The sequence below is a fragment of the Streptococcus oralis genome (assembly GCF_019334565.1).
GTDB classification, from domain to species: Bacteria; Bacillota; Bacilli; order Lactobacillales; family Streptococcaceae; genus Streptococcus; species Streptococcus oralis_CR.
On the sequence record NZ_CP079724.1, the window covers coordinates 1,546,193 to 1,568,452 of the forward strand.

Consider the following 22,260-nt stretch of genomic DNA (forward strand, 5'->3'; position numbering starts at 1 on the left):
TAAGGCCTAGCTATTTCTAGCTAGACCTTTTTTCGTAACCAAATCAGATAACCAACCAAGACAAAGAATAAAATAGTGAGGCAAATAACGGTTTCAGCCAATACCAGATAATCCAGAAATGGAAGTTTCAAGATTCCCTGAGCCATCTTGAGCGAAGTAGCTGTGATAATGGTTGGGAAGGTTAGGGCTGAGAAGGCTGGTTGAAATCCTTGTTTTAAAATATTGGGCAGGCGAGTTAAAACAAAGAAAAAGAAGGACTGAGATGCCAAAATCATGACGATCAAGAGCCAAGTCGGTAGGCTTGCTCCTCCAACTCGAACTAGGGAAGCCAAGAGTAGAGAAAAGGGAGCACAGTAGATTCCTTCCTGTCCAAGCAAGGCCACTGGGAGTGGATCTTTCTTTAAATCCCTATAAATAAGGGGATAGAGATAGAAGGTCAAGACAAAACCAAAACTCAAGGTCGCATAGGCAATCTCGATAATGCCTACCAGAGGATAGGTCAAGGCTGCTACTGCTATCCCCACATAGAGCACCGTCCAGCTTGGAGTCGCATTGACCTTCCGACCTGGACAGGCAAATTTGATGGTAAAAGTAGCAATCAAAGCCAAATCCAAGAGAAATGAAAACCACCAGATCCCTTGTGCTACTATAGGAAGAGCAGGGAATACGCGAAAGACATAGGTCGACAAAATCATCCCAGCCATGGGAAAGGTAGCCATCCCAGACAAAAGAGGGGGCTTGGTCAATTCTTTCCTGGTTTCTTCCCAATTAAAAAGATGAAGAATCAGAAAGAAAAGCCACAAAACTAATCCAGTCAGACTCAATAAATGCGACAGAACTGGCCAAGTATCTGCAATCAGATTTCCTGCACCTGCTAAACCTAATAAACAGCCAGAGAATACTAAGGGGAGCTTTTTCATCCGAGCCTCCAATAATCATGTTATTATTAGTATAGCATAAAAGCGCTTAAATGAGGACTTAAAAAACGAAGTTGGAAATTCAAACTTCGTTTTTATTCTACTATTTTTTAACTCGTTGCTAAGATATGGCGCAACTGAACAGCGCTTGGAGAAACAATCGGAAGAAAGGCTCCTTCATTCCAACGACGGATAAAACCAGATGTTGATTTGCTAAAGTAGCCTCTACCTCCACCAGCTTGTAACTCTAATAGCAGACTTTGAGCAACTATGTCCACAATGTCTATTCTTAACTGAAAGAGTTCACGCGGATTGGTAACGAAATAGGAACGATCAGACAATCCCTGATAAAGAGCTTGTCGAATAGCATCTAACTGCTCTACCCGATATTGCCATTCATCTGTTAATACACTTCGTTTCCCCAATTCTTTTTCTACTTCTGATAGAGAGCGTTCAGCTAAACCAAAAGCCAAACCAAATTGGTAACCTAAAAATGCTGGACGATTTTGAGTTAAAAATTCTTTAGCATTCTTAGATAGAATCCACTCTTCTTTTAAAGGAACCCGATTAAAGGTCAAAGCAGCCGTATTTCCTCCCTGAAGAGAAACGAATTCTAAGTCTTCCGAACGACTAAAAATCTCTGCATCTGATGGCACAGCCACCACATAACTTTTACTTGGATCATCAGCAAAACCTGCTACAAAAATGGTTAAGAATCGATTTCTACGGGCATTGGTTACCCATGGCAGTCGCCCTTTTAGATAAAATTGTCCATTTTCTTCGACGATATAAACATTCAGCTCTTCTAAATCAGATAAATACTTGACAGCATTAGACAGAGCAGTTGCACCTGCATATTCACCAGACAAGAGTTTTTCCAGATAGTTTTCTTTCAAATAGGAATTATCTGATTGGAGAATATTGTCAATTAGGGTACGTTGTCCCCAGGAAATAAAGGAGGCCGTCAAGGAATGTTGTGCAAGTTCTGCAAGGATATCAATGACATCTTGATCACTTCCGTCTGAACCGCCGAGAGATTCTGGAACACCTACCCGAAAAGCTCCTTCTGCTGCAATCCTTTCAATCAGTTGCTCTCCAGCCTCACAAGACTGTTTATCAATTTCATCAGCATGCTGGTCTAACCAGCTCAAAAACTCTTCGGAAAAAAATCCCATACTTTTCCCTCCTCTTAAGCATAAGGTTGTAATTCTGGGTTAATAGGCGTATTGGCTAGGTTGTTGGCATAGTTGCAAAGGCTGGCAAGACTAACACCGAGAACCACATCCAAGGCATTTTGTTGCGTGTAGCCAGCTTCCAAAAATTCACTAAGGGCTTCATCTCCTACACGCCCTTTGGTATTGATGACCGCCAAGGTAAACTTAGCTAGGGTGTCCAATTTAGGATCTGTTTCAATCGGAGTGCGGTTGCGGAGAGCTTGGAGAAGATCATCATTCATCTGGATTTGTTTGATTGAAAAGGCTGTGTGACCTGCGACGCAGAAAGCACAACCATTGGTTACGGCAGCTGTGATTTGTACTACTTCGCGTTCCACTGGTGTCAGGCTATTGCGGCGGTTGATAGCTCCGAAAGTTCGGTAGGCTTCAAGCGCGGTTGGGGCATTGGCCAAGAGACCGATTAGGTTGGGAATATAGCCGTTGTTGTCTTTTTGTACAGTTTCAAGAACTTCTTTTACTTCTGCTGGTGCTGATTCTACTGTGTGGATTGTAAATGTTGTCATAAGAAACCTCTTTTCATTTTATTGTCATTTAGTCTATCATAGAATTTTCCCCTTGGATAATATATATTTTCAATCGCCTTGATAAGAAATGTCTATGAAATGAAAAAAATCACACTAAAAGTGTGATTAGGTTAATGTTTAAAATACTTTTTAGTCTCAGCAATGACGACTGGCGACAAAACTAAGAGGGCAATCAAGTTAGGCAATGCCATCAAGGCATTGACGATATCTGCGATAATCCAGACCATGTCCAATTCGATAAATCCTCCCAACAAGACCATGACTACAAAGACTACACGGTAAAGCCAGATAAAGTGGACACCAAAGAGAAACTCAAAACAGCGCTCTCCGTAGTAGTTCCATCCGAGAATCGTCGTAAAGGCAAAGAGTACAAGGAAGATGGTCAAAAGAGCTGGTCCAAAGTGTGAAAAAACTGTTGAAAAGGCTGACTGGGTCAAGGCAACTCCATTCAAATCACCACTCCAAACCCCAGTTACCAAGATTGTTAGACCTGTCAGAGTACAGATAATCAAAGTATCAATAAAGGTTCCTGTCATGGAAATCAAGCCTTGCTCGACAGGCTCATTTGTCTTGGCCGCAGCCGCTGCAATGGGAGCAGAACCAAGACCAGATTCGTTAGAAAAGACTCCTCGCGCCACACCATTCTGGATAGCCATCCGAATGCTGGCACCTGCAAAACCGCCTACCGCAGCAGCTGGACTAAAGGCTGAAGTAAAAATCAGGGCAAGTGTGGCTGGGATTTTCTCGATATTAAAGAGAATAACTGTAAGAGTCCCTAAAATATAGACAATAGCCATAAAAGGAACCACTGCTGTCGAAACTTTTGATATGGATTTGAGGCCACCAAAGACAGCAATCCCTACAAAAATCGATAAAATCAGAGCTGTGATGGCTGGATCAATTTGAGCTGTATTTTGAATGGATTCTGTAATCGAATTGACTTGGGTAAAGGTACCAATCCCTAGAAGGGCAACCAATACACCAGCTAGGGCAAAGAAGATTGCAAGGGGACGCCACTTTTCTCCCATCCCCAAAAGAATGTAATGCATGGGTCCTCCAGCTACAGCTCCATTTGCATCCTTTGTGCGATATTTGATGGCCAACAAGCCTTCGGCATATTTGGTCGCCATCCCAAAGAAGGCCGCCATCCACATCCAAAAGAGTGCCCCTGGTCCCCCAACCTTAATGGCTGTTGCAACCCCGATGATATTTCCCGTACCAACGGTGGCGGCTAAAGCCGTACAGAGAGCAGCAAAGCTCGACACATCGCCATGCCCCTTATCCTTGGTAAAGATCAACTGAAAGGCCTTTGGGAGACGAGCCACCTGCAAAAGGCCTAGTCGGATTGTCAAATAGATACCCGTTCCGACCAATAAGATCAAGAGGGGAGGCCCCCAAACGAAAGCATCAAGCGCTTTTAGCAATTCTAACATATCCTTCTCCTATCTTTCAACCCCAAAAGAAAGAGCACATGCAAGATACATGTACTCTGGAATGCTTAGATAAATGCCAAAAAGCGGTCTATCCTAGCTCTGTCCTTTTACCTGAGAGTTTGAGCAGTTACCTGCCTTGCCCCTTCGGTGCCTTTACGGTCTCTCCAGAGTTCCGTCCATTTACAGTCATGGAAAACAAACCTTTCTCCACTTCTATTAAACTTCATTCGGTGTTGGTATTTTATTTTTTATTATTCTACAAGAAAAGTTAGCCTTTGTCAATATATTCTATGAAAATTTTTGACCTTTCATTCCCTTTTTCAGAAAGAGCGAATCCTTCTTCTCTCTATCCTTTAAAGGTCACAATGGTTGCGCCACTGCCTCCAGCATTCTGTGGAGCATAGCCGAAAGTCTTAACATGCTTGTTTCTTTGTAGGTATTTGGTGACTCCTTCACGGATGACACCTGTTCCGATACCATGGATGATGTCGACTTGCGCCATGTTATTGAGCAGGGCTTGGTCAATAAAGGCGTCCAGCTCATTCATGGCCTCTTCGTACCGTTTGCCACGAAGATCCAGTCTGGCTTGCGGACCACGATCAGAAGCACGTTTGACGACATTGACTTGTTTCTTCTTGACTGGGGCTTCTTGCTGGGCCTGAACAAGGTCAAATTCTTTCTCTTCCAAGGTCATCTTGATCAAACCGACTTGGGCTTCCCAACGGCCGTCCTTAAGCTGATTGGTCAAGGTTCCACGTTGTCCATAACTGAGGACCACAATATCATCCCCCACCTTCGGAGCTCGTTTTTTCTTGGCCTTTTGAAGGACCTTGTTTTTAGACAAGTCGACTTTTTCAGGGGCTAGTTTTTTCAGTTTAGACTTGGCTTCAATGATTTCGTGGGGTTTGAGTTGAGACTTACTGTGGAGGTTCTTGAGAATCTGGTCACTCTCATTTAGAGCGAGTTCCACAATCTCGGCAGCTTGTTCACGCGCCTTGTTAAGCTCGGTTTCTTTTTCACGATTGAGTTCGTTGTAGAGTTTTTTGAGTGCACGGTTCATCTTGAGGTTTTCTTGCTCCACCTCACGGATATTGTCCAAGCGTTTACGGCTTTCAAGCGTTTGCTCTTCCAATTGCTCAATGATACGGTTGACATCATTATCTTGATTGACCTGCTGACTGGCATCCCCGACGATGACATCTGACAGTCCTAGGCGTTTGGCGATTTCAAAGGCATTGCTTCGACCAGGAACTCCCTGCATAAAGCGATAGGTCGGACGCAGGCTGGCTGTATCAAACTCCATACTGGCATTTTGCACAAAGGCTGTCTCAATACCATAAGCCTTGAGTTCTGGATAGTGGGTCGTCGCCATAGTCTTGACCTGACGCAGACGAAGATCCTCCAGAATAGCCATAGCAAGTGCTGCTCCTTCCTGCGGATCGGTCCCAGCCCCGAGCTCATCTAGCAATAAGAGCGAGTGCTGATTGACCTTGCCAAGAATATCTACGATATTGGTCATGTGGCTGGAGAAGGTAGACAAACTCTGCTCAATAGACTGTTCATCGCCAATATCTGCAAAGACTTCTTCGAAAATACCAACACGGCTTCCTTTATCAGCTAAAATGGGCAAGCCTGACTGGGCCATGAGTTGAGTCAAGCCCAGGGTTTTGAGCATGATGGTCTTCCCACCAGTATTGGGACCTGTAATGACAATAGCCGTTAATTCCTTACCAAAGTGTACATCATTTGCGACAGCATTCTTGACCAAAGGATGGCGGACATGAAGGAGTTGAATCTCTTGGTTCTCTGAAAGTTGAGGAACAACTGCTTGTCTTTCTTGAATGAAACGCACCTTGGCACGAATCAAGTCTAAATGGCTGATAATCCATGCGTCATTAGCAATCTCTGCAGCATGAGGGCGGACCCGTTCTGAGAGTTCCTGTAGGATGCGAATCATCTCATAGCGTTCGTCTGCTCGCAGACTAGCGATTTCTTCGCTCAGCTTGACCACTTCACGGGGTTCGATATAGACGGTGTTTCCACTGGCAGAGATGTCATGGACAACACCCGCAATCTTGTTGCGGTAAGTGTTTTTCACGGGTAAGACTTGACGGCCATTTCGGCTAGCGATTATGCCTTCCGTCAACATTTGCACTTTTTGCTTGAGCAAGTCTTGCAAGACATTTCGAACTTGACTCTCGCTATCATGGATTTTCCGACGGATGCGTGCCAGTTCTTCGCTGGCAAAATTCTCGATAAATCCTGCATCATTTAGGGCTTGGAGACTTCCTTGCAAGTGTGGAAAATCATGTAGTTTTTCAAACCATCTCGCCAACTGCTCCAAACGTACATTTTCAAGATTGGCATAAAAACCTTGCAACTCTCTGCTAGCAAGCAAGACCCGTTTGAGGAGCAGGAACTCCTCAATATTGAGGTCCGCCCCCATCTCCAGACGCTTGCAGACAGCTGAAATCTCACGTGTCGCTAGGATGGTAAAGTGGGGTTGCTCCACAAATAGAGCTTGCATTTCCTCCATCTCTGTAAAGGCTTGCTTGATCTTATCAGTCTTGGCAGTCGGAGCCAAGCCTTTTAGCTCCTCTAGTCCTTGTTCTGTCAGGAGATGCGGTTCAAACAAGGCTTTGATTTTATTAAATTCTAAGGTTTCTAGTATTTTTGTATTCATATTTTTTCCTTGTATGCTGGTTTACAAGATTATAGCAACTAGAGGTTTTGACCTAGTCGTCCAATCTGTAAACAAAGGGCTAGGAAAAATCCCGCCCTTTTTATCCGATTAAATTTGTCACCCAAAGTTGTTTGATAAGGTTTGTCGTAAAAGGGACACTTTGGATGATATGTTTGGCTACTATACTTTTTTCGAGTGAATTTTGAATGACTGCCAGAGGCACTGTTGCAAGAATAGTCAGAGCCATTTGCAAGACAAATAAGGTTACCAATAGAGATAAGAGGCCTGATCCAATACGCAACCATTTGACATCGAGCTTTTTAGTTGGAATCAAGTGCAGGAACAAACCGACAAAACGTCCGATACTATAACAAATTCCGAAAACTAAAAGGTAGGCTAGGCCCGCATAAAAGACCTTGTCTAGCTGAAACAGCTGGTCTGAAGGGAAGAAAAAGGTTCCCTGTCCTTCCTGAGGATTGGCATAAGGGACAAGTAAGTGGAAGTGATCTCCCAGTGATTTATAAAACTGTCCCGCAACAAAGGCTGAAATCACTGCCACGAGGAAATAATAAACTTGCAGGACCAAACCTCTACGGTAGCCGATGTAAAAGCCCCAAGCAAGAACCAATAAGAGTATGATTGAAATCATAGGGAGTCCTCAATCTTGCTCTGTTCTTGTTTGACAGCAATTAACTTGTGGCGGAGTTCTAACAACTCTTGCTCCTTGTCATCAAATTCAATTTCACGGTTGAGTTGTGTAGACAGACAATTGACCGCCAAAAGAAGCGCAATGGTTTCATCATCCGCCCCAGGCATTTGTTCTTTAATTGCTTGGTATTTTTCAGTCGCAACCTTGGCAATTTCCTCCATAAAGAGGTTGTCATGCTCGGTTGTTAAGGTTAATGTCTTTTTTCCGAATGTAAACTTATATCGATTTAGATTTGCCATAAAATTCACCTCACGATATTATACCAAATTTCGCTAACTTTGTCAGTTTTTACCAATTCTCCTGCTTTTGTGGTACAATAGAGACTATGGCAAGTATCACACTCATACCAAGTGAACAGGAAATTCAGAGCTTTTTAAGTCAGTATCATAAGGCTCTCAGTCCTAGTAAAAATCCCTATATTCGCTATTTTTTGAGACTGCCTCAGGCAACGGTTTCCATCTATACTTCTGGAAAAGTCCTCCTGCAGGGCGAAGCTGCTGAGCAATACGCTAGTTTCTTTGGTTATCAAGTTCAACAAGAAAACAGTGGTCAAGATTTTCCTATGATTGGGACTGATGAGGTGGGAAATGGTTCCTACTTTGGTGGACTGGCTGTCGTGGCTTCCTTCGTGACACCTGACCAGCATAACTTCTTGCGAAAACTCGGTGTGGGGGATTCCAAGACTCTGACAGACCAAAAGATTCGTCAGATTGCCCCTATCCTTAAAGAAAAGGTCCAGCACCAAGCGCTCCTTCTTTCACCGAGCAAGTATAATGAAGTTATCGGAGAGCGTTACAATGCTGTTTCTGTAAAGGTTGCCCTTCACAACCAGGCTATCTTTCTCCTGCTTCAAAAAGGAGTCCAGCCAGAGAAAATCGTGATTGATGCTTTTACAAGCGCTAAAAACTATGACAAGTACTTGGCGCAAGAAGCCAACCGTTTTCCAAATAAGATCACTTTGGAAGAAAAAGCTGAGGGCAAATATCTGGCTGTTGCGGTTAGCTCCATCATTGCGCGTGATCTCTTCCTCGAAAACTTAGAAAATCTTGGACGAGAACTAGGCTATCAACTGCCAAGCGGCGCTGGAACTGCATCTGATAAGGTTGCTAGCAAAATCCTTCAAGCCTATGGTATGAAGGGACTTCATTTCTGCGCTAAACTGCATTTTAAAAACACTGAAAAAGCCAAAACACTTCTAGAAAGGTAAATTATGAATTCGTTTAAAACATTTCTAAAAGAATGGGGAGTTTTCTTCCTGATTATCGCACTGGTCGGTCTTAGCCGTATCTTTCTTTGGAGCAATGTCCGTGTAGAAGGACACTCTATGGACCCTACCCTAGCCGACGGAGAAGTTCTCTTCGTTGTTAAACACCTCCCAATTGACCGCTTCGACATCGTGGTTGCGCACGAGGAAGACGGAAATAAAGACATTGTCAAAAGGGTTATCGGTATGCCTGGTGATACCATCCGCTACGAAAATGACAAACTCTTTATCAACGGTGAAGAAACGAATGAACCTTACCTAGCTGAATACCTCAACTTGTTCAAAACAGAAAAGTTGCAAAACACCTATACTGGCAAAGGATTTGAAGGCAATAAGGGAGTTTACTTTAGAGAACTTGCTCAAAAAGCACAAGCCTTTACAGTCGATGTCAATTCCAATACCAGCTTCAGCTTTACTGTCCCTCAAGGTGAGTATCTTCTCCTTGGTGACGATCGTCTAGTCTCTAGCGACAGCCGCCATGTCGGTACCTTCAAGGCCAGCGATATCAAGGGTGAAGCAAAATTCCGTTTCTGGCCACTTAACCGTATCGGAACTTTTTAAGATAAGGAAGAGGCCGAGAATGCTAAGTCTCAGCCTCTTTTTCTATTGCGAGAAGAAGACCTTTTAGTCTCCTAGCTTGTTGAAAGAAGCTAAGGGTACAACTCTCACGAACTCATGTAAAGGAAACCTATGGAAGTTTATTTTTCAGGCACTATTGAACGGATTATTTTTGAAAATCCCAGTAATTTTTATCGCATTCTCCTCCTAGATATCGAAGATACCAATGCGGAGAACTTTGACGATTTTGAAATCATTGTTACAGGAACTATGGCGGACGTGATTGAGGGTGAAGACTACACTTTTTGGGGGCAAATCATTCAGCACTCCAAGTATGGAGAACAGCTACAGATCAGTCGTTATGAGCGAGCAAAACCAACTAGCAAGGGCCTCGTCAAGTACTTTTCTAGCAGTCATTTCAAGGGAATTGGTCTCAAAACTGCTCAGAAAATCGTCGATAGCTATGGTGAAAATACCATTGACGAAATTCTGGAACATCCTGAAAAGCTAGAAAGTATTGCAGGACTCTCTGCCAAAAACCGTGAGGCTTTTGTTTCCACCCTTCGTCTTAACTACGGAACCGAGATGGTCTTAGCTAAACTAGCTAACTACGGCATTCCCAATAAACTGGCCTTTCAGATTCAAGACTTTTACAAGGAAGAAACGCTGGATATTGTCGAAAACTATCCCTACCAACTGGTTGAAGATATCAAAGGATTGGGTTTTACCATTGCAGACCAATTGGCTGCCGAACTAGGCATCGAAAGTCAAGCTCCCGAGCGCTTCCGTGCTGGCCTTGTCCATAGTCTCTTTCAAGGTTGTATGGATACAGGCGATACCTATATGGAAGCCCGAGATTTGCTGGAACAAACCCTGACTCTCCTCGAGTCTTCCCGTCCTGTGGAACTAGACCCCAGTCAAGTAGCTCAGGAATTATCTCATTTGATCGAAGAAGACAAGGTTCAGCAGATTGATACCAAAATCTTTGATAACAGCCTCTTTTTCGCTGAAGAAGGCATTCGCAGTCACTTGGTTCGTATCCTTGAAAAAGGAAAGCAGAAGAGTCAGAACTTAGAAACCATTCACAAGTATATCGCTACTGTCGAGCAAGAACTGGGCATTCAGTACGATACCATTCAAAAACAGGCTATCTGCGACGCTATCCAGAACAAGGTCTTTATCCTGACAGGTGGGCCTGGTACAGGTAAGACGACTGTTATCAATGGAATTATCGCTGTTTATGCCCTTTTAGAAGGGCTTGATCTCAGGAAGAAAAGCAACCTGCCGATTCTTCTCGCTGCTCCAACTGGTCGAGCGGCTCGGCGCATGAATGAATTAACAGGTTTGCCTAGCGCGACCATACACCGTCATTTGGGGATGACAGGAGACGATGATACCAGTCATCTGGAAGATTATCTGGATGCCGACTTCATCATCGTGGATGAGTTTTCTATGGTGGACACTTGGCTAGCTAACCAACTCTTCTCCAACATCTCTTCTAACAGTAAAATTCTCATCGTGGGGGATAGCGATCAGCTACCTTCTGTTAGTCCCGGACAAGTCCTTGCTGACCTGCTCCAGATATCCCTGATTCCGCAGACCCGCTTGGAACGGATTTACCGTCAGAGCGAAGAATCAACTATCGTTACCTTGGCGAGTCAAATTCGACAAGGCATCTTGCCAGCTGACTTTACCCAGAAAAAGGCAGACCGCTCCTACTTTGAAATCGCTAGCGGTCATATCCCAGCTACGATTGAGAAAATTCTTGGTGCTGCCCTCAGAAGTGGCATTCCGGCTCGAGATATTCAGGTGCTAGCGCCTATGTATCGAGGTACTGCTGGTATTGACGCCATCAACCAACTCATGCAAGACCTGCTCAATCCTCAGCAAAAGGGGCAAGTTAGCTTTGAAGCCACTCAGTGTCACTATCGAACAGGGGACAAGGTTATTCACCTAGTCAACGACGCTGAAGTCAATGTCTTTAATGGAGACCTAGGCTACATCACAGACCTAATTCCTGGTAAATACACCGAGTCCAAACAAGACGAGATTGTCATTGATTTTGATGGCAATGAGGTCATCTACCCACGTAACGAATGGTACAAAATTCGACTAGCCTATGCCATGAGTATCCATAAGTCTCAGGGAAGTGAGTTTCCTGTTGTCATCCTGCCCATCACCAGTTCTAGCAAGCGCATGCTGGAGCGAAATCTCATCTACACAGCCATTACACGGGCCAAAAGCAAGCTCATCCTTCTCGGTGAATTACAGGCCTTTGACTATGCAGTCAAGCATATCGGGACTGCCCGCAAGACCTATCTGATTGAGCGTTTCAGTGATTTAATTGAAAATAATATTGAAGAAAGTAAACAAGCCTTCTCTGAAACTGCCACAGCAAGTGACTCTGAACAATCCTACATCCTCACCGAGGAAAACTGGTCTAGTATTCCCGCTATGATTGGAATTACAGATGCTGACTTAAAAGAGATTTTTGGAAAATAGTGCAACAGAAAGCCCACCTAGTCAGGTGGGCTTTTTCTCTTTTAAGATTATTTAACTGTTGCTGTGCTTGTGATCAATTCAACAGCTTTTTTGATAGTGATATCGTGTTTCAACATGTCAGCTGAAAGCAAGTTTTGTACTTGTGCAACTTCCATATTGTAGTCTGCTGCCAATTGCTCAATTTCTTTTTGGATTTCTTCTTCTGAAGCGTCAAATCCTTCAGCTTTGGCAACTGCTTCGATAACAAGGTTAGTCTTCGTACGTGACTCAGCTTCTGCTTCGTATTGTTTGTGAAGGTCTTCTTGAGTAGTTCCTGTGATTTGGAAGTACATGTCAGGGTTGATCCCTTGGCGTTGCAAGTTTCCAAGGAATTCATTTACTGAACGGTGAACTTCTTCGTGGATCATTTCTTCTGGAAGTTCTACGATTTCAGCGTTTTCTACAGCTTTATCAATTGCTGCACCTTCAACGGCATCTTTGTATGCTTCTTCTTTCGCAGCAGTCAATTCTTTGCGGTATTTTTCTTTCAATTCGTCAAGAGTTTCCACTTCTTCGTCGATATCTTTTGCAAGTTCATCGTCAAGAGCTGGAACTTCTTTTGCTTTTACTTCGTGGATAGTTGTTACGAATTTAGCTTCTTTACCTGCAAGGTCTTCTGCTTGGTAGTCTTCTGGGAATGTTACGATAACATCAACAGTTTCGCCAGCTGAGTGTCCAACCAATTGGTCTTCAAAACCAGGAATGAATTGACCTGATCCAAGTCCAAGTGAGAAGTTTTCACCTTTTCCGCCGTCAAATTCAACACCGTCGATAGAACCAACGAAGTCAATCACAACAGTGTCGCCATTTTCAGCAGCGCCTTCTTTGATAACCAATTCAGCCAAGTTGTTGCGTTCGCGTTCGATACGTTCTTCAACGTCAGCATCTGTCACTTCTTTTTCTACATCAACTGATACTTCAAGGTTTTTGTAGTCACCCAATTTAACTTCAGGTTTTGTCACGACTTCGGCAGTGATAACCCAGTCTTGACCTTTTTCCATTGAAGTCACGTCGATTTTCGGTTGTGCAACGACTTCAAGACCAGCTTTTTTTACTGCAGCTTCATAAGCGTTTGGCAAAAGAGCGTTCATTGCATCTTGATAAAGAGCTTCTTCACCAAATTTTTGGTTGAAGATAGGGCGTGGAAGGTGACCTTTACGGAAACCAGGAACGTTAAGAGTTTTCTTTACTGAGTTAAATACACGGTCCAATTCTGGTTTGATTTGGTCTTGAGAGATAGTGAAAGTCAAGACACCACGGTTTGTTTCTTTGTTTTCAAATGATACAGACATTCTGTCATTTCTCCTTAAAATTTTTAATACAGTCCATTATACCATATGATAGCGACTTTTTTCAAGTAATGAATGCGCTTTTCAATAGTGCTAGAGGTACTTGCTCGCTTCCCTGATACTAAGTTCAGCCATTCTCTTCTTATTTTTTTCAATAAAACGTGCTACCCATTCGGGATTGGTTTTAGAGTAGTCTCTTAGAGCCCAGCCTATGGCTTTGTTGATAAAAAATTCTGTCTGGTCCAGATTGTTGAGCAGGGTCTTTTCCATCAGTTGGACATTTGTTTTCTCTTTTCTTAACAACTGGTGGTCAATAGCGACTCGTCTCAGCCAGATATTGTCTGATAGGCTCCATTTTAAAAGCACTTCTTCAAGTTCTGGATAGTCGGCTACCAAACTTCCTACTACTCTATCTAAGATATCTACCGTGTCCCACCAAGACTTGGTCACGACCAGACGCTCAAGCTTAGGCAAATCGTCCTTCGTTAGATAAGTCTGCATGGCTTTCAAATAGTTGGCAGCCACATATTGGTATTCTCTAGGCTCCTTTTCCCAGCAAGTGTCTACAAAATCCCAATCGATCATCTTTGTTTTTTTCGCTTCTGGAAAATACTTTTTATAGAGTGAATTTCTTTCAGGACCTGCAATACCTAGAAAGGGAAACTGATGGCGCATATAGGCTTCCATTGGGCCTGCTTTCTCAGGGTCTTTTCCCGCTTCTAGCTCCACAAGTAAATCTGTAAGATTCATCTAAAAATCCTCCTGCCCTACCAAGTGGTGCTGAAAGGCATAGACTGCAGCCTGAGTGCGATCGCTGACCTCAAGCTTGGCTAGGATGTTGGACACATGGGTCTTCACCGTCTTTAGGGAGATAAAGAGTTCATCTGCAATGCGCTGATTTTCATAGCCCTTGGCGATGAGTTGAAGCACGTCTCGCTCACGCGCAGTCAGTTCTTCATGAAGCTCTATATGATTGCGGTGGTATTCGACCTTTTTGCTGACCTCTTGTTCAATAGCCAGCTCTCCAGCAGCCACCTTGCGGACGGCATGAAGCAGTTCGTCTGCACTAGAAGTCTTGAGCATGTAACCTTTGGCACCCGCATTCAAGACCGGCATAATTTTTTCATTGTCCAAGTAAGAAGTTACAATCAAAATCTTGGCTTCAGGCCATTCTTTCAGGATGGCTAAGGTCGCGTCAATCCCATTCATCTCAGGCATGACTATATCCATGACGATGACATCTGGACGCAGTTTCAAGGCCAAGTCAATACCTTGAGCCCCATTGGCAGCCTCGCCCACAACTTCCACATCGTCTTGGAGATCAAAATAGCTTTTCAAGCCCAATCGAACCATTTCATGGTCATCTACAAGTAAAATTTTCATCTCTACTCCTTATAATTCCTTATCTAACAGGGGAATACGGATATCAACCGCCAGTCCTTGCTTTGGAGCTGTCAAAAGTTGAATGTTTCCTGCCATATCTTCGACTCGCTCCTTGATATTTCGCAGTCCATAACTCAAGTCATCTAAACTCCCTAACTGGAAACCAATCCCATTGTCCACCACCTTCAACTGCAATTCAACATCTGTCTGATAGAGATAGACATCCAAACAAGATGCCTGGGCGTGGCGAAGGGTATTGCTGATCAACTCCTGAAGAATACGGAAGATATGTTCTTCAATCTTTTTAGGCAATTTAGACACGTTTTGCTTGAGACTAACCTTGAGATCGCTCTTGTCCTCAAGCTCTTTTAAGAGGATTTGAATCCCCTCAATCAAACTCTTCTCTTCCAACTCAACTGGTCGCAAATGTAGGAGCAAGACCCGCAGATCTTTCTGGGCTGTTTCTAGGATGGCTGCAACGCTTTGCAACTGGGTCTGCATCTTTTCTCTATCCAGCTTCAAAGCCTGCTGGCTGACGCCTGATAAAATCATATGGGCTGCAAACAACTCCTGACTAACTGTATCGTGCAGGTCACGTGCTATCCGCTTCCGTTCTTTCTCGATGATTGCTTCTTCCTTGACCAGGCTTTGATTTTCAGCCTTTTGAACAGCTTCTGTCAAGAGATTGAGCTTGCCAGACAAGGATTGGAAACTAGCATTCAAGTCTGGATCTGCAAAGGCAACCACCTCTTTTCCTGCTAGCAGTCGCTTGAGATTGACTTGCATTTTTCTGCGAGAGACTTCTTCTATCACGCGCCAAAAGAGGACAAAAAAGAAGGTCATGGAAAGGCTAAAGACCAAGATCAAGAAGATGAGTTTCTCTGTTTTCTCGATATCCTGTAGCAAATAGGACCAATCCAGTTCAAAAATATCAAGTAAACTATTAGTCAAAAAGAGGATAAAGAGGAAAGAAGTCAGCCCAATTAACAGATACGATTGCTTTTTCATCCTCTGACCACCTCCACATCACCAACCATAGTAGTTAGGAAAATCTTGACGCTCTTGTTACTCTTGAGATAGTCTCTGGTCTCCTGATGATAGTGTTCATTGCGGAGGGATCTCTTAGGTTGATTGAGGAAAGTTAGATCTCCATAAAGACAGTTGACGCTGAGGCTGATTTCCACATCAACAGGTACGATAATCCTAGTCGTTCCGACCATCTTTCTAAGGATAATGACATTGTCATGATTGGTTAGGATAACTCTTTCCAAATGAATGGTGTCCTTGCCCATGAGGCGAAAGAGGTTGATATCGTCAAACTGGCAGGTCTGGTGACTAGAGAAATGATGGAGATTACCAAACCAAGGATTGCGTTCATTTTTAATCGTCACCACCTCTTCAAAGACAAAGTCGGTCTCCTCTCTTTCTTGATTCATCATTGGATAAAGAAGAAAGAGACTATAGATAACTGCCACAAAGATAGCTAAAATCACAAAGGGATTGAGCATGACGATGAAAAAGAAAAGAATAGTCGCCACAAGGAGGAACACATTGTTGCCCTCTTTCCCTGTATAATAGCGGAGCAAGAGCAAAAAGAGGAATAGAATCAGCAGAAAACGCGAAAAATGCTCTGATACCATCAAAATCAGAGCTCCCGTCAACAGACAGGCTTCAATAAATAAAAAGATTTGAAATTTTTTCATAGCTGCATCCTTTCCTTTCTATTTTATCACAATTCAAAAAAGTCACCTCGGTCTAAGGATGGAAAAAGGCGATGGGACAGAAATTGCTCTTAGAAGCTAGGTTTCATCAACTCACCACAGTTGACAAAAGGCTACAAAAAAGGGCGGGATTCTTGTCCCGACCTCTCTACATCTGATCTTTTGCTTCTTTTAGTTTGCCATAAAGAATGTAGTCAACTTTTTGCAGATCCGCTATGGTGGCACAATTAAGGGCACACATGATCAAACGCAGATCGTCTTTCCACCCTTGGATGATGCTAATCACTTCCTCGACCGAGTAGGTTTCAACCAATTCCAGAACTGTCCGTGACATTCCCACAGCCTTGGCTCCAAAGATCAGGCACTTAATCATATCCAGCGGATTACGAACCCCTCCACTGACCAAGAGTTCGACCTTGTCTTTCCAGTCTTGGGCATTGAGAAGGGCTTGCATAGTAGACTGGCCCCATTGATTGAGGTAATCACGTTGACCACTGCGACGGTTTTCGATATAGGCAAAGCTGGTGCCACCACGACCTGACAGGTCAACCGTTCGAACACCCAGTTCATAGGCTCTTTCGATAGTCTTGGCATCCATCCCAAACCCCACTTCCTTTAGGACAATAGGAACTGGGATTTGCTTGCTATAATCTGCTAGATGCGATTGCCAGCTTCGAAACTTTCTTTCTCCCTCTGGCATGAGTAATTCCTGCATGACATTGACATGCACTTGCAGGAGAAGTGGATCCATCGCTTCTACAGTCTGAAGTCCCAACTCGACAGGCTTGTCCAATCCAATATTGGTTCCAAGGAGGAGATTTGGATGGCTAGTCTTGACAGAAAAAGAGTCATCTGTAGGATTTTTTAGGGCTGCGCTATAAGATCCCGTCACAAACAAAATCCCACAGGCTTCTGCCACCTGAGCCAGCTTTTGATTGATTTCTTTACCTTTTTTGCTCCCACCTGTCATGGCATTGATATAAAAAGGAAAGTCCCACTTTCGACCTGCAAACTCTGTAGACAAATCAATCTCATCTAGGTCATAAAGAGGCAGGGAAGAATGAATCAACTCCACCTCATCAAAGCTATTATAGGAACTTTTCTGCTCAAGGGCATAGCGGATGTGCTCGTCCTTACGATTTGTCGTCATGTCCTATCCTTTCTTGGTATAAGAGCTCAATCCCCAGATTGGCCCAACGATTTTTTAAGGTTTCAGTTGATTGCTCATCAAAACTCAAGGCAATGCCACAGTCACCACCACCAGCACCACTACTCTTGGCAACAGCCTGCAAATCTTGACTGGCTTCTTTCAACTGTCTCAGCGAAGGTGTGTAAATATCTGCGCTCAAGCCTTCTAAAAGTCGACTAGCTGTTTCCACCTGCTCGATAATTTTTTCTGCATTCCCCTGCTCCAAGGCTTCTACCAAAGCAGACACCGTTGCTTTTGAGGAACTTAAAAAATTCTGATTGATGTTTTGCTTGATTTGCTGAACCATTTGACTCGATACAGCCACTTGCTTGGTCCATCCAACTAGGAAATCACATTCTAGAGCTGGTTGCACTTGTGAGATCGAAAAGCCCCAATCACACTCTAAAACTGTCGCCAAGTTTTCTTCTTTTAGCCAAGCAGCCACCTTCTTTCGATCAAAAGACTGGTAGAGAACCAAATCCTCTGCCACAATACAGGCAAGGTCTCCCATAGAACCATTGTCTCCTCGCTTGAGTAAGACCGCGCTAGCCAGCTTGAACAAGAAATCCTGATCAACCGTAATATCATATAGAGCCAGCAGGGCCTTGATCACCAAGACAACAACACTACCGCTAGAGCCTAGACCAAACTTTTTCCCTTCTCGTTCCATTTTGCCACGGATTGCCAAGGAAAAAGGTCGCAAGGTCTGCCCACGATCAGCGAGGAAGTCATTCACCAAAGCAATTGTTTCTTGAATCAAACTGTAGGCAGGATTTGGTGTTAAGTCCACTGCGAAATCAAACATGTCTGAGTAGATACGATAGTTCTCAGAAAAAGCAATCTCAGCCTTCATATAGATGGGGATAGCTTTTATCAAGGCTAACTGTCCTGGCTCTAAAATAGCATATTCACCAGCCCAATAGAGCTTTCCGCAAGTTTTAACAGCAATCATCTTGACTCAAATCCTTTGTTTTTGACACAATCAGGCGGTAACGTTGACCAAAGATTTCTGATAAATGCTCCAAGTCTTTCTCCTGACAGAGGACCTTGACATTGGGACCGGCATCCATGGTAAAGTAGCAGGCTTCACCTTGCTCACGAAGCTGGCGAACAAAGTCCATGGCTTCATAGGAAGCATCCGTTAGATAAGAAAAGGCTGGACTAGCAGTCTTGGTCGTAGCGTGCATGGCTAGGGCATTTTTCTCAGTCAATTCCCCAACCTTGGCAAAATCATTTTCTTTGAGATAAACTAGCATATCCTGATAATCCTTCTCAGACTGGCGCACCCAGTCATCAAAGGTCGTCGAGGTTTCCACACAAAGTTTCATCCCATCACGGCTAGAGATTGTTTTTTTCTTGTCCTCTAGCACCAACATAATCATAGCTAGTTTCAAGTCTGTCTCTACAGGGTAAATTTCCCCGCTATCCTTATCCCAGGCACCTAGCGGTCCATAAAAACTGCGAGAGGAAGAACCTGAGGCAAACTTAGCCTCCTGCGCCAACTGGCTCCGATTCAAAGCAAGCTGAAAATAAGCGTTGCAAGCCTTGACTAAGGCGGACAAACCGCTAGAACTTGAGGACAAGCCCGCTGCGGTAGGCATATTGTTTTGAGTGTCGATACGAACAAAGCCCTCACCATCTGGACGGTAGCGGTCGATTATTTTGCTCATCTTGGCATGCTCAGCCTCATTTTGTAACTGACCATTGATATAAAAGGCATCGGCAGTCGCATCCGTCGGTAGCGACGACAAGGTCGTCTCCGTGTACATATTTTCCAAAGTCAGAGAGATACTGCTAGTGGCAGGTACCATCTCTTTTTCTTTTTTCTTTCCCCAGTATTTGATAATGGCAATATTTGCGTAGGAACGTACTGTTACAGGCTCTCTATCCATGTCTGAACAGCTCCTTTCTCTTCTAATCTTTCTGCTAGTTCTTGTGCTTGAGTCAAATTGGTTGCCAAGGCGATAATACAACCTCCTAGCCCACCACCGCTCATCTTGGCACCCAGAGCACCATGGTTAAGAGCCGTTTCAACCAAAGAGTCTGCTTCAGGGCTACTGACACCAATTTCTTTTAAATGTAAATGCGCTTGACTGAGGATTTGTCCCAATCCTTCAGCATCTTTTTGTGAAATCGCATCCTCTGCCTTCTGGGTCAATTCTCCTAAAGCATGCAAAAACGGTAGGGCATCCTTGCCCTTATTTTGAACTACTTGAATGGCTTCACGAGTATGACCATAAACGCCCGTATCGGCAATGACCAAATAGGCTGATAGTTCCATCTCAAGCTCTGTAAAACCAACATTCTTGATAAAGCGAATGGGCTGGTCACTGAGACAGGTCTTAGCATCCAAACCACTTGGATTCATATGGGCAATCATTTCAGCCCGATTGACCAAGATTTCTAGTACATCATGAGGCAGTTCGGCTTGATAGTAGTCAAATACCGCACGAATGGCTGCTATGCTGATAGCCGCTGACGAACCCATCCCCCGTTTTTCAGGGATAGCCGAGTCAATCTCACATCGAATGCAGGCTTCTTTAATCTCTAAATATTCTAACGAGGCATACACTGCCATGGACAAGGTATCCTCCTCATAAAGACGCCACGGACTTTCAGCAGGGACCACCTTGCAAGTCACTTCCACCTCTAAGAGAGGCAGGGAAATGGCAGGATAGCCGTAGACTACCGCATGCTCTCCTATTAAAATTATCTTACTATGTGCCTGACCGACACCAACTTTTTTTGTCATGTTTTCCTTTAACCAGACGGAAAGACCGTCTCATTTCATACAGTAGTATTTTCTCCTATCTATTTTATTATATTTTCACAAAAAAAGCGATTGTTTCCTTCACAATCGCCTCTTTCATTATTGAACCCATTCGCCATTATAGTTGACGTAGTAGCCATCTACGGTAGTATTCACCGCCAAAGCACCTGAGCTATAAGCATAGTACCATTTTCCATTAACCAGGAACCAGCCTGTCTTCATATCGCCATTACTTGTATGTAGATAATACCAAGTCGAACCTTCCTGATACCAGCCAGTTGCCATAGATCCTGATGAACGGAGATAGTACCATTTGTTCCCAAGGTTTTGCCAACCAGTTTTCATATCGCCATTTGGTTGGTCTAAATAATACCAAGTGGTACCTTCCTGATACCAGCCAGTCGCCATAGATCCTGATGAACGGAGATAGTACCATTTATTACCAAGATGTTGCCAACCTGTTTGCATGATGCCAGTTGTTGGATCTAAGTAGTACCATGGAGCAGGTTTGCTTCTATCAATGCCAAAAGTAACATGGAAATCTTGAGTCCAACCCTTAGCAACTTCACCAATTGGTAGTGGATTGTAAGAATCATCGCCAGAAATTCCTAGCTTATTTAAATAATACCAATTGCCGTCTTCATAAGTCCAGCCAGTCTTTACAGCATAATTATTATCAAAATAATAAGTTCTCTTTTCAGCAGATGGAGTATATTGTTCACCGTATACTTTTCCTGTATTTTCAGACGTTTTTGCCTCTAGTACTTGTTTATCTGTTTGTTCTAGCAAAGCACCATCTTGTCCAAAATAGTACCACTTCTGTTGAAGGCCAATTTCTAAGACTGGACGATTATTAAATAAATTATCACGATAACTTGTTCCATGAATTTCTACGTATTGCCAACCGACAACCATCTCTCCTCTATCACCAAAATAGTAAGTTTTACCGTCTATTTTATGCCAATAGATTGCTTTATGATCATCTTTTACATAATATTTTCTATTATCCTTATCAACAAATTGGCCACCTGTGGTATCCGCAAATACAGTATTTGTAGCTAGCAAACCAAAGAAAAAGACTGCTAATGCGATTTGCATCATTTTTTTCAAAATTTTCATCTATATACCCTCCAATATTAAATCCACTCACCAGATGAGGCGAAATTATAAACTTTACCATCGATAGTTTGGCTACCTGTAACCATTGCTCCATTTGAATTGAGATAATACCAGTTTCCATTTACTTTGGTCCAACCTGTCTTCATATCTCCATTACTTGCATTTAGGTAGTACCAAGTTGAACCGTCTTTCACCCAACCAGTTGCCATAGCTCCTGATGAACGGAGATAGTACCACTTATTGCCAAGTTGTTTCCAACCAGTTTGCATTATAGCAGTTGTTGGATCTAGATAGTACCAAGTTGAGTTATCATTGGTCCAGCCACGCACTAGCTCCCCAACAGGCAATCTGTTGATGCGAGAATCAAAGCCACCATCCTTCTGCAAATAATACCAGCGTCCCTCATCATGAACCCAACCAGTTTTTAAAGTGTGATAACTACGCTGATCTTCAAAATAATAGACTCGTTTCTCTGCTGGGCTATCATATTGTTCCCCATGATGTTTGTTGGTGTTTGTAGCAGTTTTTGCTTCTAACACTTGCTTGCCAACAAATTCTTGTAGTACCCCATCTTGACCAAAGTAAAACCAATCTGGTCTAAAAGCAATCTCTTGTCTTGGAGAAGGACCAATCGTAACCCCTTTGTGTGGAGCAGGTATATACTGCCAGCCGACAACCATCTCTCCAGATAAAGGATCAAAATAATAGGTCTTCCCATCAATCACTCGCCAGTAGGTTTCTTTGATCTCACCCTTTTTATAGTAGGTTCTACCATTTTCTTGGACAAATTGCCAGCCTTCTGAATCAGCATCATCCGCAAAGACGGTGCTTGTCACTAGCAAAGCAAAGAAAAAGACTGTCAGTCCAACTTGCATTATTTTTTTTACTATTTTCATTAGATCTTTCCTCCATAACTGATTGTAGC

21 protein-coding genes and 1 riboswitch are annotated in these 22,260 nt (G+C 43.4%); of the genes, 3 read left to right on the forward strand and 18 right to left on the reverse strand.

What is annotated here, in order from left to right:
• Positions 1-20 precede the first annotated feature (20 nt).
• The 7 genes from KX728_RS07580 to zapA form a co-directional block, all read right to left on the reverse strand.
• Positions 21-920, reverse strand: a complete 900-nt coding sequence (locus KX728_RS07580; protein WP_215804370.1) for a TDT family transporter — start codon at positions 918-920, stop codon at positions 21-23.
• A gap of 107 nt (positions 921-1,027) precedes the next feature.
• Complete coding sequence (locus KX728_RS07585) at positions 1,028-2,092, reverse strand: acyl-CoA dehydrogenase family protein (protein WP_215804369.1); 1,065 nt, start codon at positions 2,090-2,092, stop codon at positions 1,028-1,030.
• A gap of 14 nt (positions 2,093-2,106) precedes the next feature.
• Positions 2,107-2,655 (reverse strand): carboxymuconolactone decarboxylase family protein, encoded by a 549-nt coding sequence (locus tag KX728_RS07590; protein ID WP_215804368.1) that lies wholly within the window; start codon positions 2,653-2,655, stop codon positions 2,107-2,109.
• Between the two features lie 131 nt (positions 2,656-2,786).
• Complete coding sequence (locus KX728_RS07595) at positions 2,787-4,109, reverse strand: alanine/glycine:cation symporter family protein (RefSeq protein WP_215804367.1); 1,323 nt, start codon at positions 4,107-4,109, stop codon at positions 2,787-2,789.
• Positions 4,110-4,198: 89 nt separating this feature from the next.
• Positions 4,199-4,287: riboswitch (glycine riboswitch) on the reverse strand.
• Positions 4,288-4,455: 168 nt separating this feature from the next.
• Positions 4,456-6,792: an endonuclease MutS2 gene (locus tag KX728_RS07600; RefSeq protein WP_215804366.1), complete on the reverse strand. Its 2,337-nt coding sequence runs from the start codon at positions 6,790-6,792 to the stop codon at positions 4,456-4,458.
• Between the two features lie 100 nt (positions 6,793-6,892).
• The gene (locus KX728_RS07605; protein WP_215804365.1) at positions 6,893-7,441 is read right to left on the reverse strand and encodes a CvpA family protein; all 549 of its coding nucleotides are present in this window, start codon (positions 7,439-7,441) and stop codon (positions 6,893-6,895) included.
• Entirely contained in the window at positions 7,438-7,740 is a 303-nt protein-coding gene (gene zapA / locus KX728_RS07610; protein WP_000002028.1) for a cell division protein ZapA, read from the reverse strand. Before zapA ends, KX728_RS07605 begins: the two co-directional genes overlap by 4 nt.
• An 86-nt stretch (positions 7,741-7,826) precedes the next feature.
• On the opposite strand from zapA, the gene rnhC reads away from it, so the two are divergent.
• The 3 genes from rnhC (at position 7,827) to recD2 (ending at position 11,825) form a co-directional block, all read left to right on the forward strand.
• Entirely contained in the window at positions 7,827-8,708 is an 882-nt protein-coding gene (gene rnhC / locus KX728_RS07615) for a ribonuclease HIII (RefSeq protein WP_215804364.1), read from the forward strand.
• A gap of 3 nt (positions 8,709-8,711) precedes the next feature.
• Positions 8,712-9,326 carry a signal peptidase I gene (gene lepB / locus KX728_RS07620; protein ID WP_001083992.1) on the forward strand — a complete coding sequence of 205 codons (615 nt, stop codon included), beginning with the start codon at positions 8,712-8,714 and terminating at the stop codon, positions 9,324-9,326.
• Between the two features lie 129 nt (positions 9,327-9,455).
• Entirely contained in the window at positions 9,456-11,825 is a 2,370-nt protein-coding gene (gene recD2 / locus KX728_RS07625; RefSeq protein ID WP_215804363.1) for an SF1B family DNA helicase RecD2, read from the forward strand.
• Between the two features lie 47 nt (positions 11,826-11,872).
• Here the strand turns inward: recD2 and tig are convergent, their stop codons facing one another.
• From tig to KX728_RS07680, 11 genes are all read right to left on the reverse strand, one after another.
• Positions 11,873-13,156, reverse strand: a complete 1,284-nt coding sequence (gene tig, locus KX728_RS07630) for a trigger factor (RefSeq protein ID WP_215804362.1) — start codon at positions 13,154-13,156, stop codon at positions 11,873-11,875.
• Between the two features lie 90 nt (positions 13,157-13,246).
• Positions 13,247-13,903, reverse strand: coding sequence for a DNA alkylation repair protein (locus KX728_RS07635; RefSeq protein WP_215804361.1), 657 nt, complete (start codon positions 13,901-13,903; stop codon positions 13,247-13,249).
• Positions 13,904-14,536, reverse strand: a complete 633-nt coding sequence (locus tag KX728_RS07640) for a response regulator transcription factor (RefSeq protein ID WP_215804360.1) — start codon at positions 14,534-14,536, stop codon at positions 13,904-13,906.
• Positions 14,537-14,545: 9 nt separating this feature from the next.
• Positions 14,546-15,544: an envelope stress sensor histidine kinase LiaS gene (locus KX728_RS07645; protein WP_215804359.1), complete on the reverse strand. Its 999-nt coding sequence runs from the start codon at positions 15,542-15,544 to the stop codon at positions 14,546-14,548.
• Positions 15,541-16,239, reverse strand: coding sequence for a cell wall-active antibiotics response protein LiaF (gene liaF / locus KX728_RS07650; protein ID WP_215804358.1), 699 nt, complete (start codon positions 16,237-16,239; stop codon positions 15,541-15,543). Before liaF ends, KX728_RS07645 begins: the two co-directional genes overlap by 4 nt.
• Before the next feature lie 166 nt (positions 16,240-16,405).
• A complete protein-coding gene (gene fni, locus KX728_RS07655) occupies positions 16,406-17,407 on the reverse strand; it encodes a type 2 isopentenyl-diphosphate Delta-isomerase (protein ID WP_042767917.1) in 1,002 nt (333 codons plus the stop codon).
• Positions 17,391-18,398: a phosphomevalonate kinase gene (locus tag KX728_RS07660; RefSeq protein ID WP_215804357.1), complete on the reverse strand. Its 1,008-nt coding sequence runs from the start codon at positions 18,396-18,398 to the stop codon at positions 17,391-17,393. The genes fni and KX728_RS07660 overlap by 17 nt, the downstream gene beginning before the upstream one ends.
• Positions 18,385-19,338 carry a diphosphomevalonate decarboxylase gene (mvaD, locus tag KX728_RS07665; protein WP_215804356.1) on the reverse strand — a complete coding sequence of 318 codons (954 nt, stop codon included), beginning with the start codon at positions 19,336-19,338 and terminating at the stop codon, positions 18,385-18,387. Before mvaD ends, KX728_RS07660 begins: the two co-directional genes overlap by 14 nt.
• A complete protein-coding gene (gene mvk, locus KX728_RS07670; protein WP_215804355.1) occupies positions 19,320-20,198 on the reverse strand; it encodes a mevalonate kinase in 879 nt (292 codons plus the stop codon). The genes mvaD and mvk overlap by 19 nt, the downstream gene beginning before the upstream one ends.
• A 117-nt stretch (positions 20,199-20,315) precedes the next feature.
• Positions 20,316-21,335, reverse strand: a complete 1,020-nt coding sequence (cbpC, locus tag KX728_RS07675) for a cell wall-binding repeat-containing protein (protein ID WP_215804354.1) — start codon at positions 21,333-21,335, stop codon at positions 20,316-20,318.
• Between the two features lie 17 nt (positions 21,336-21,352).
• Complete coding sequence (locus KX728_RS07680; protein ID WP_215804353.1) at positions 21,353-22,231, reverse strand: N-acetylmuramoyl-L-alanine amidase family protein; 879 nt, start codon at positions 22,229-22,231, stop codon at positions 21,353-21,355.
• Between the last annotated feature and the right edge of the window lie 29 nt (positions 22,232-22,260).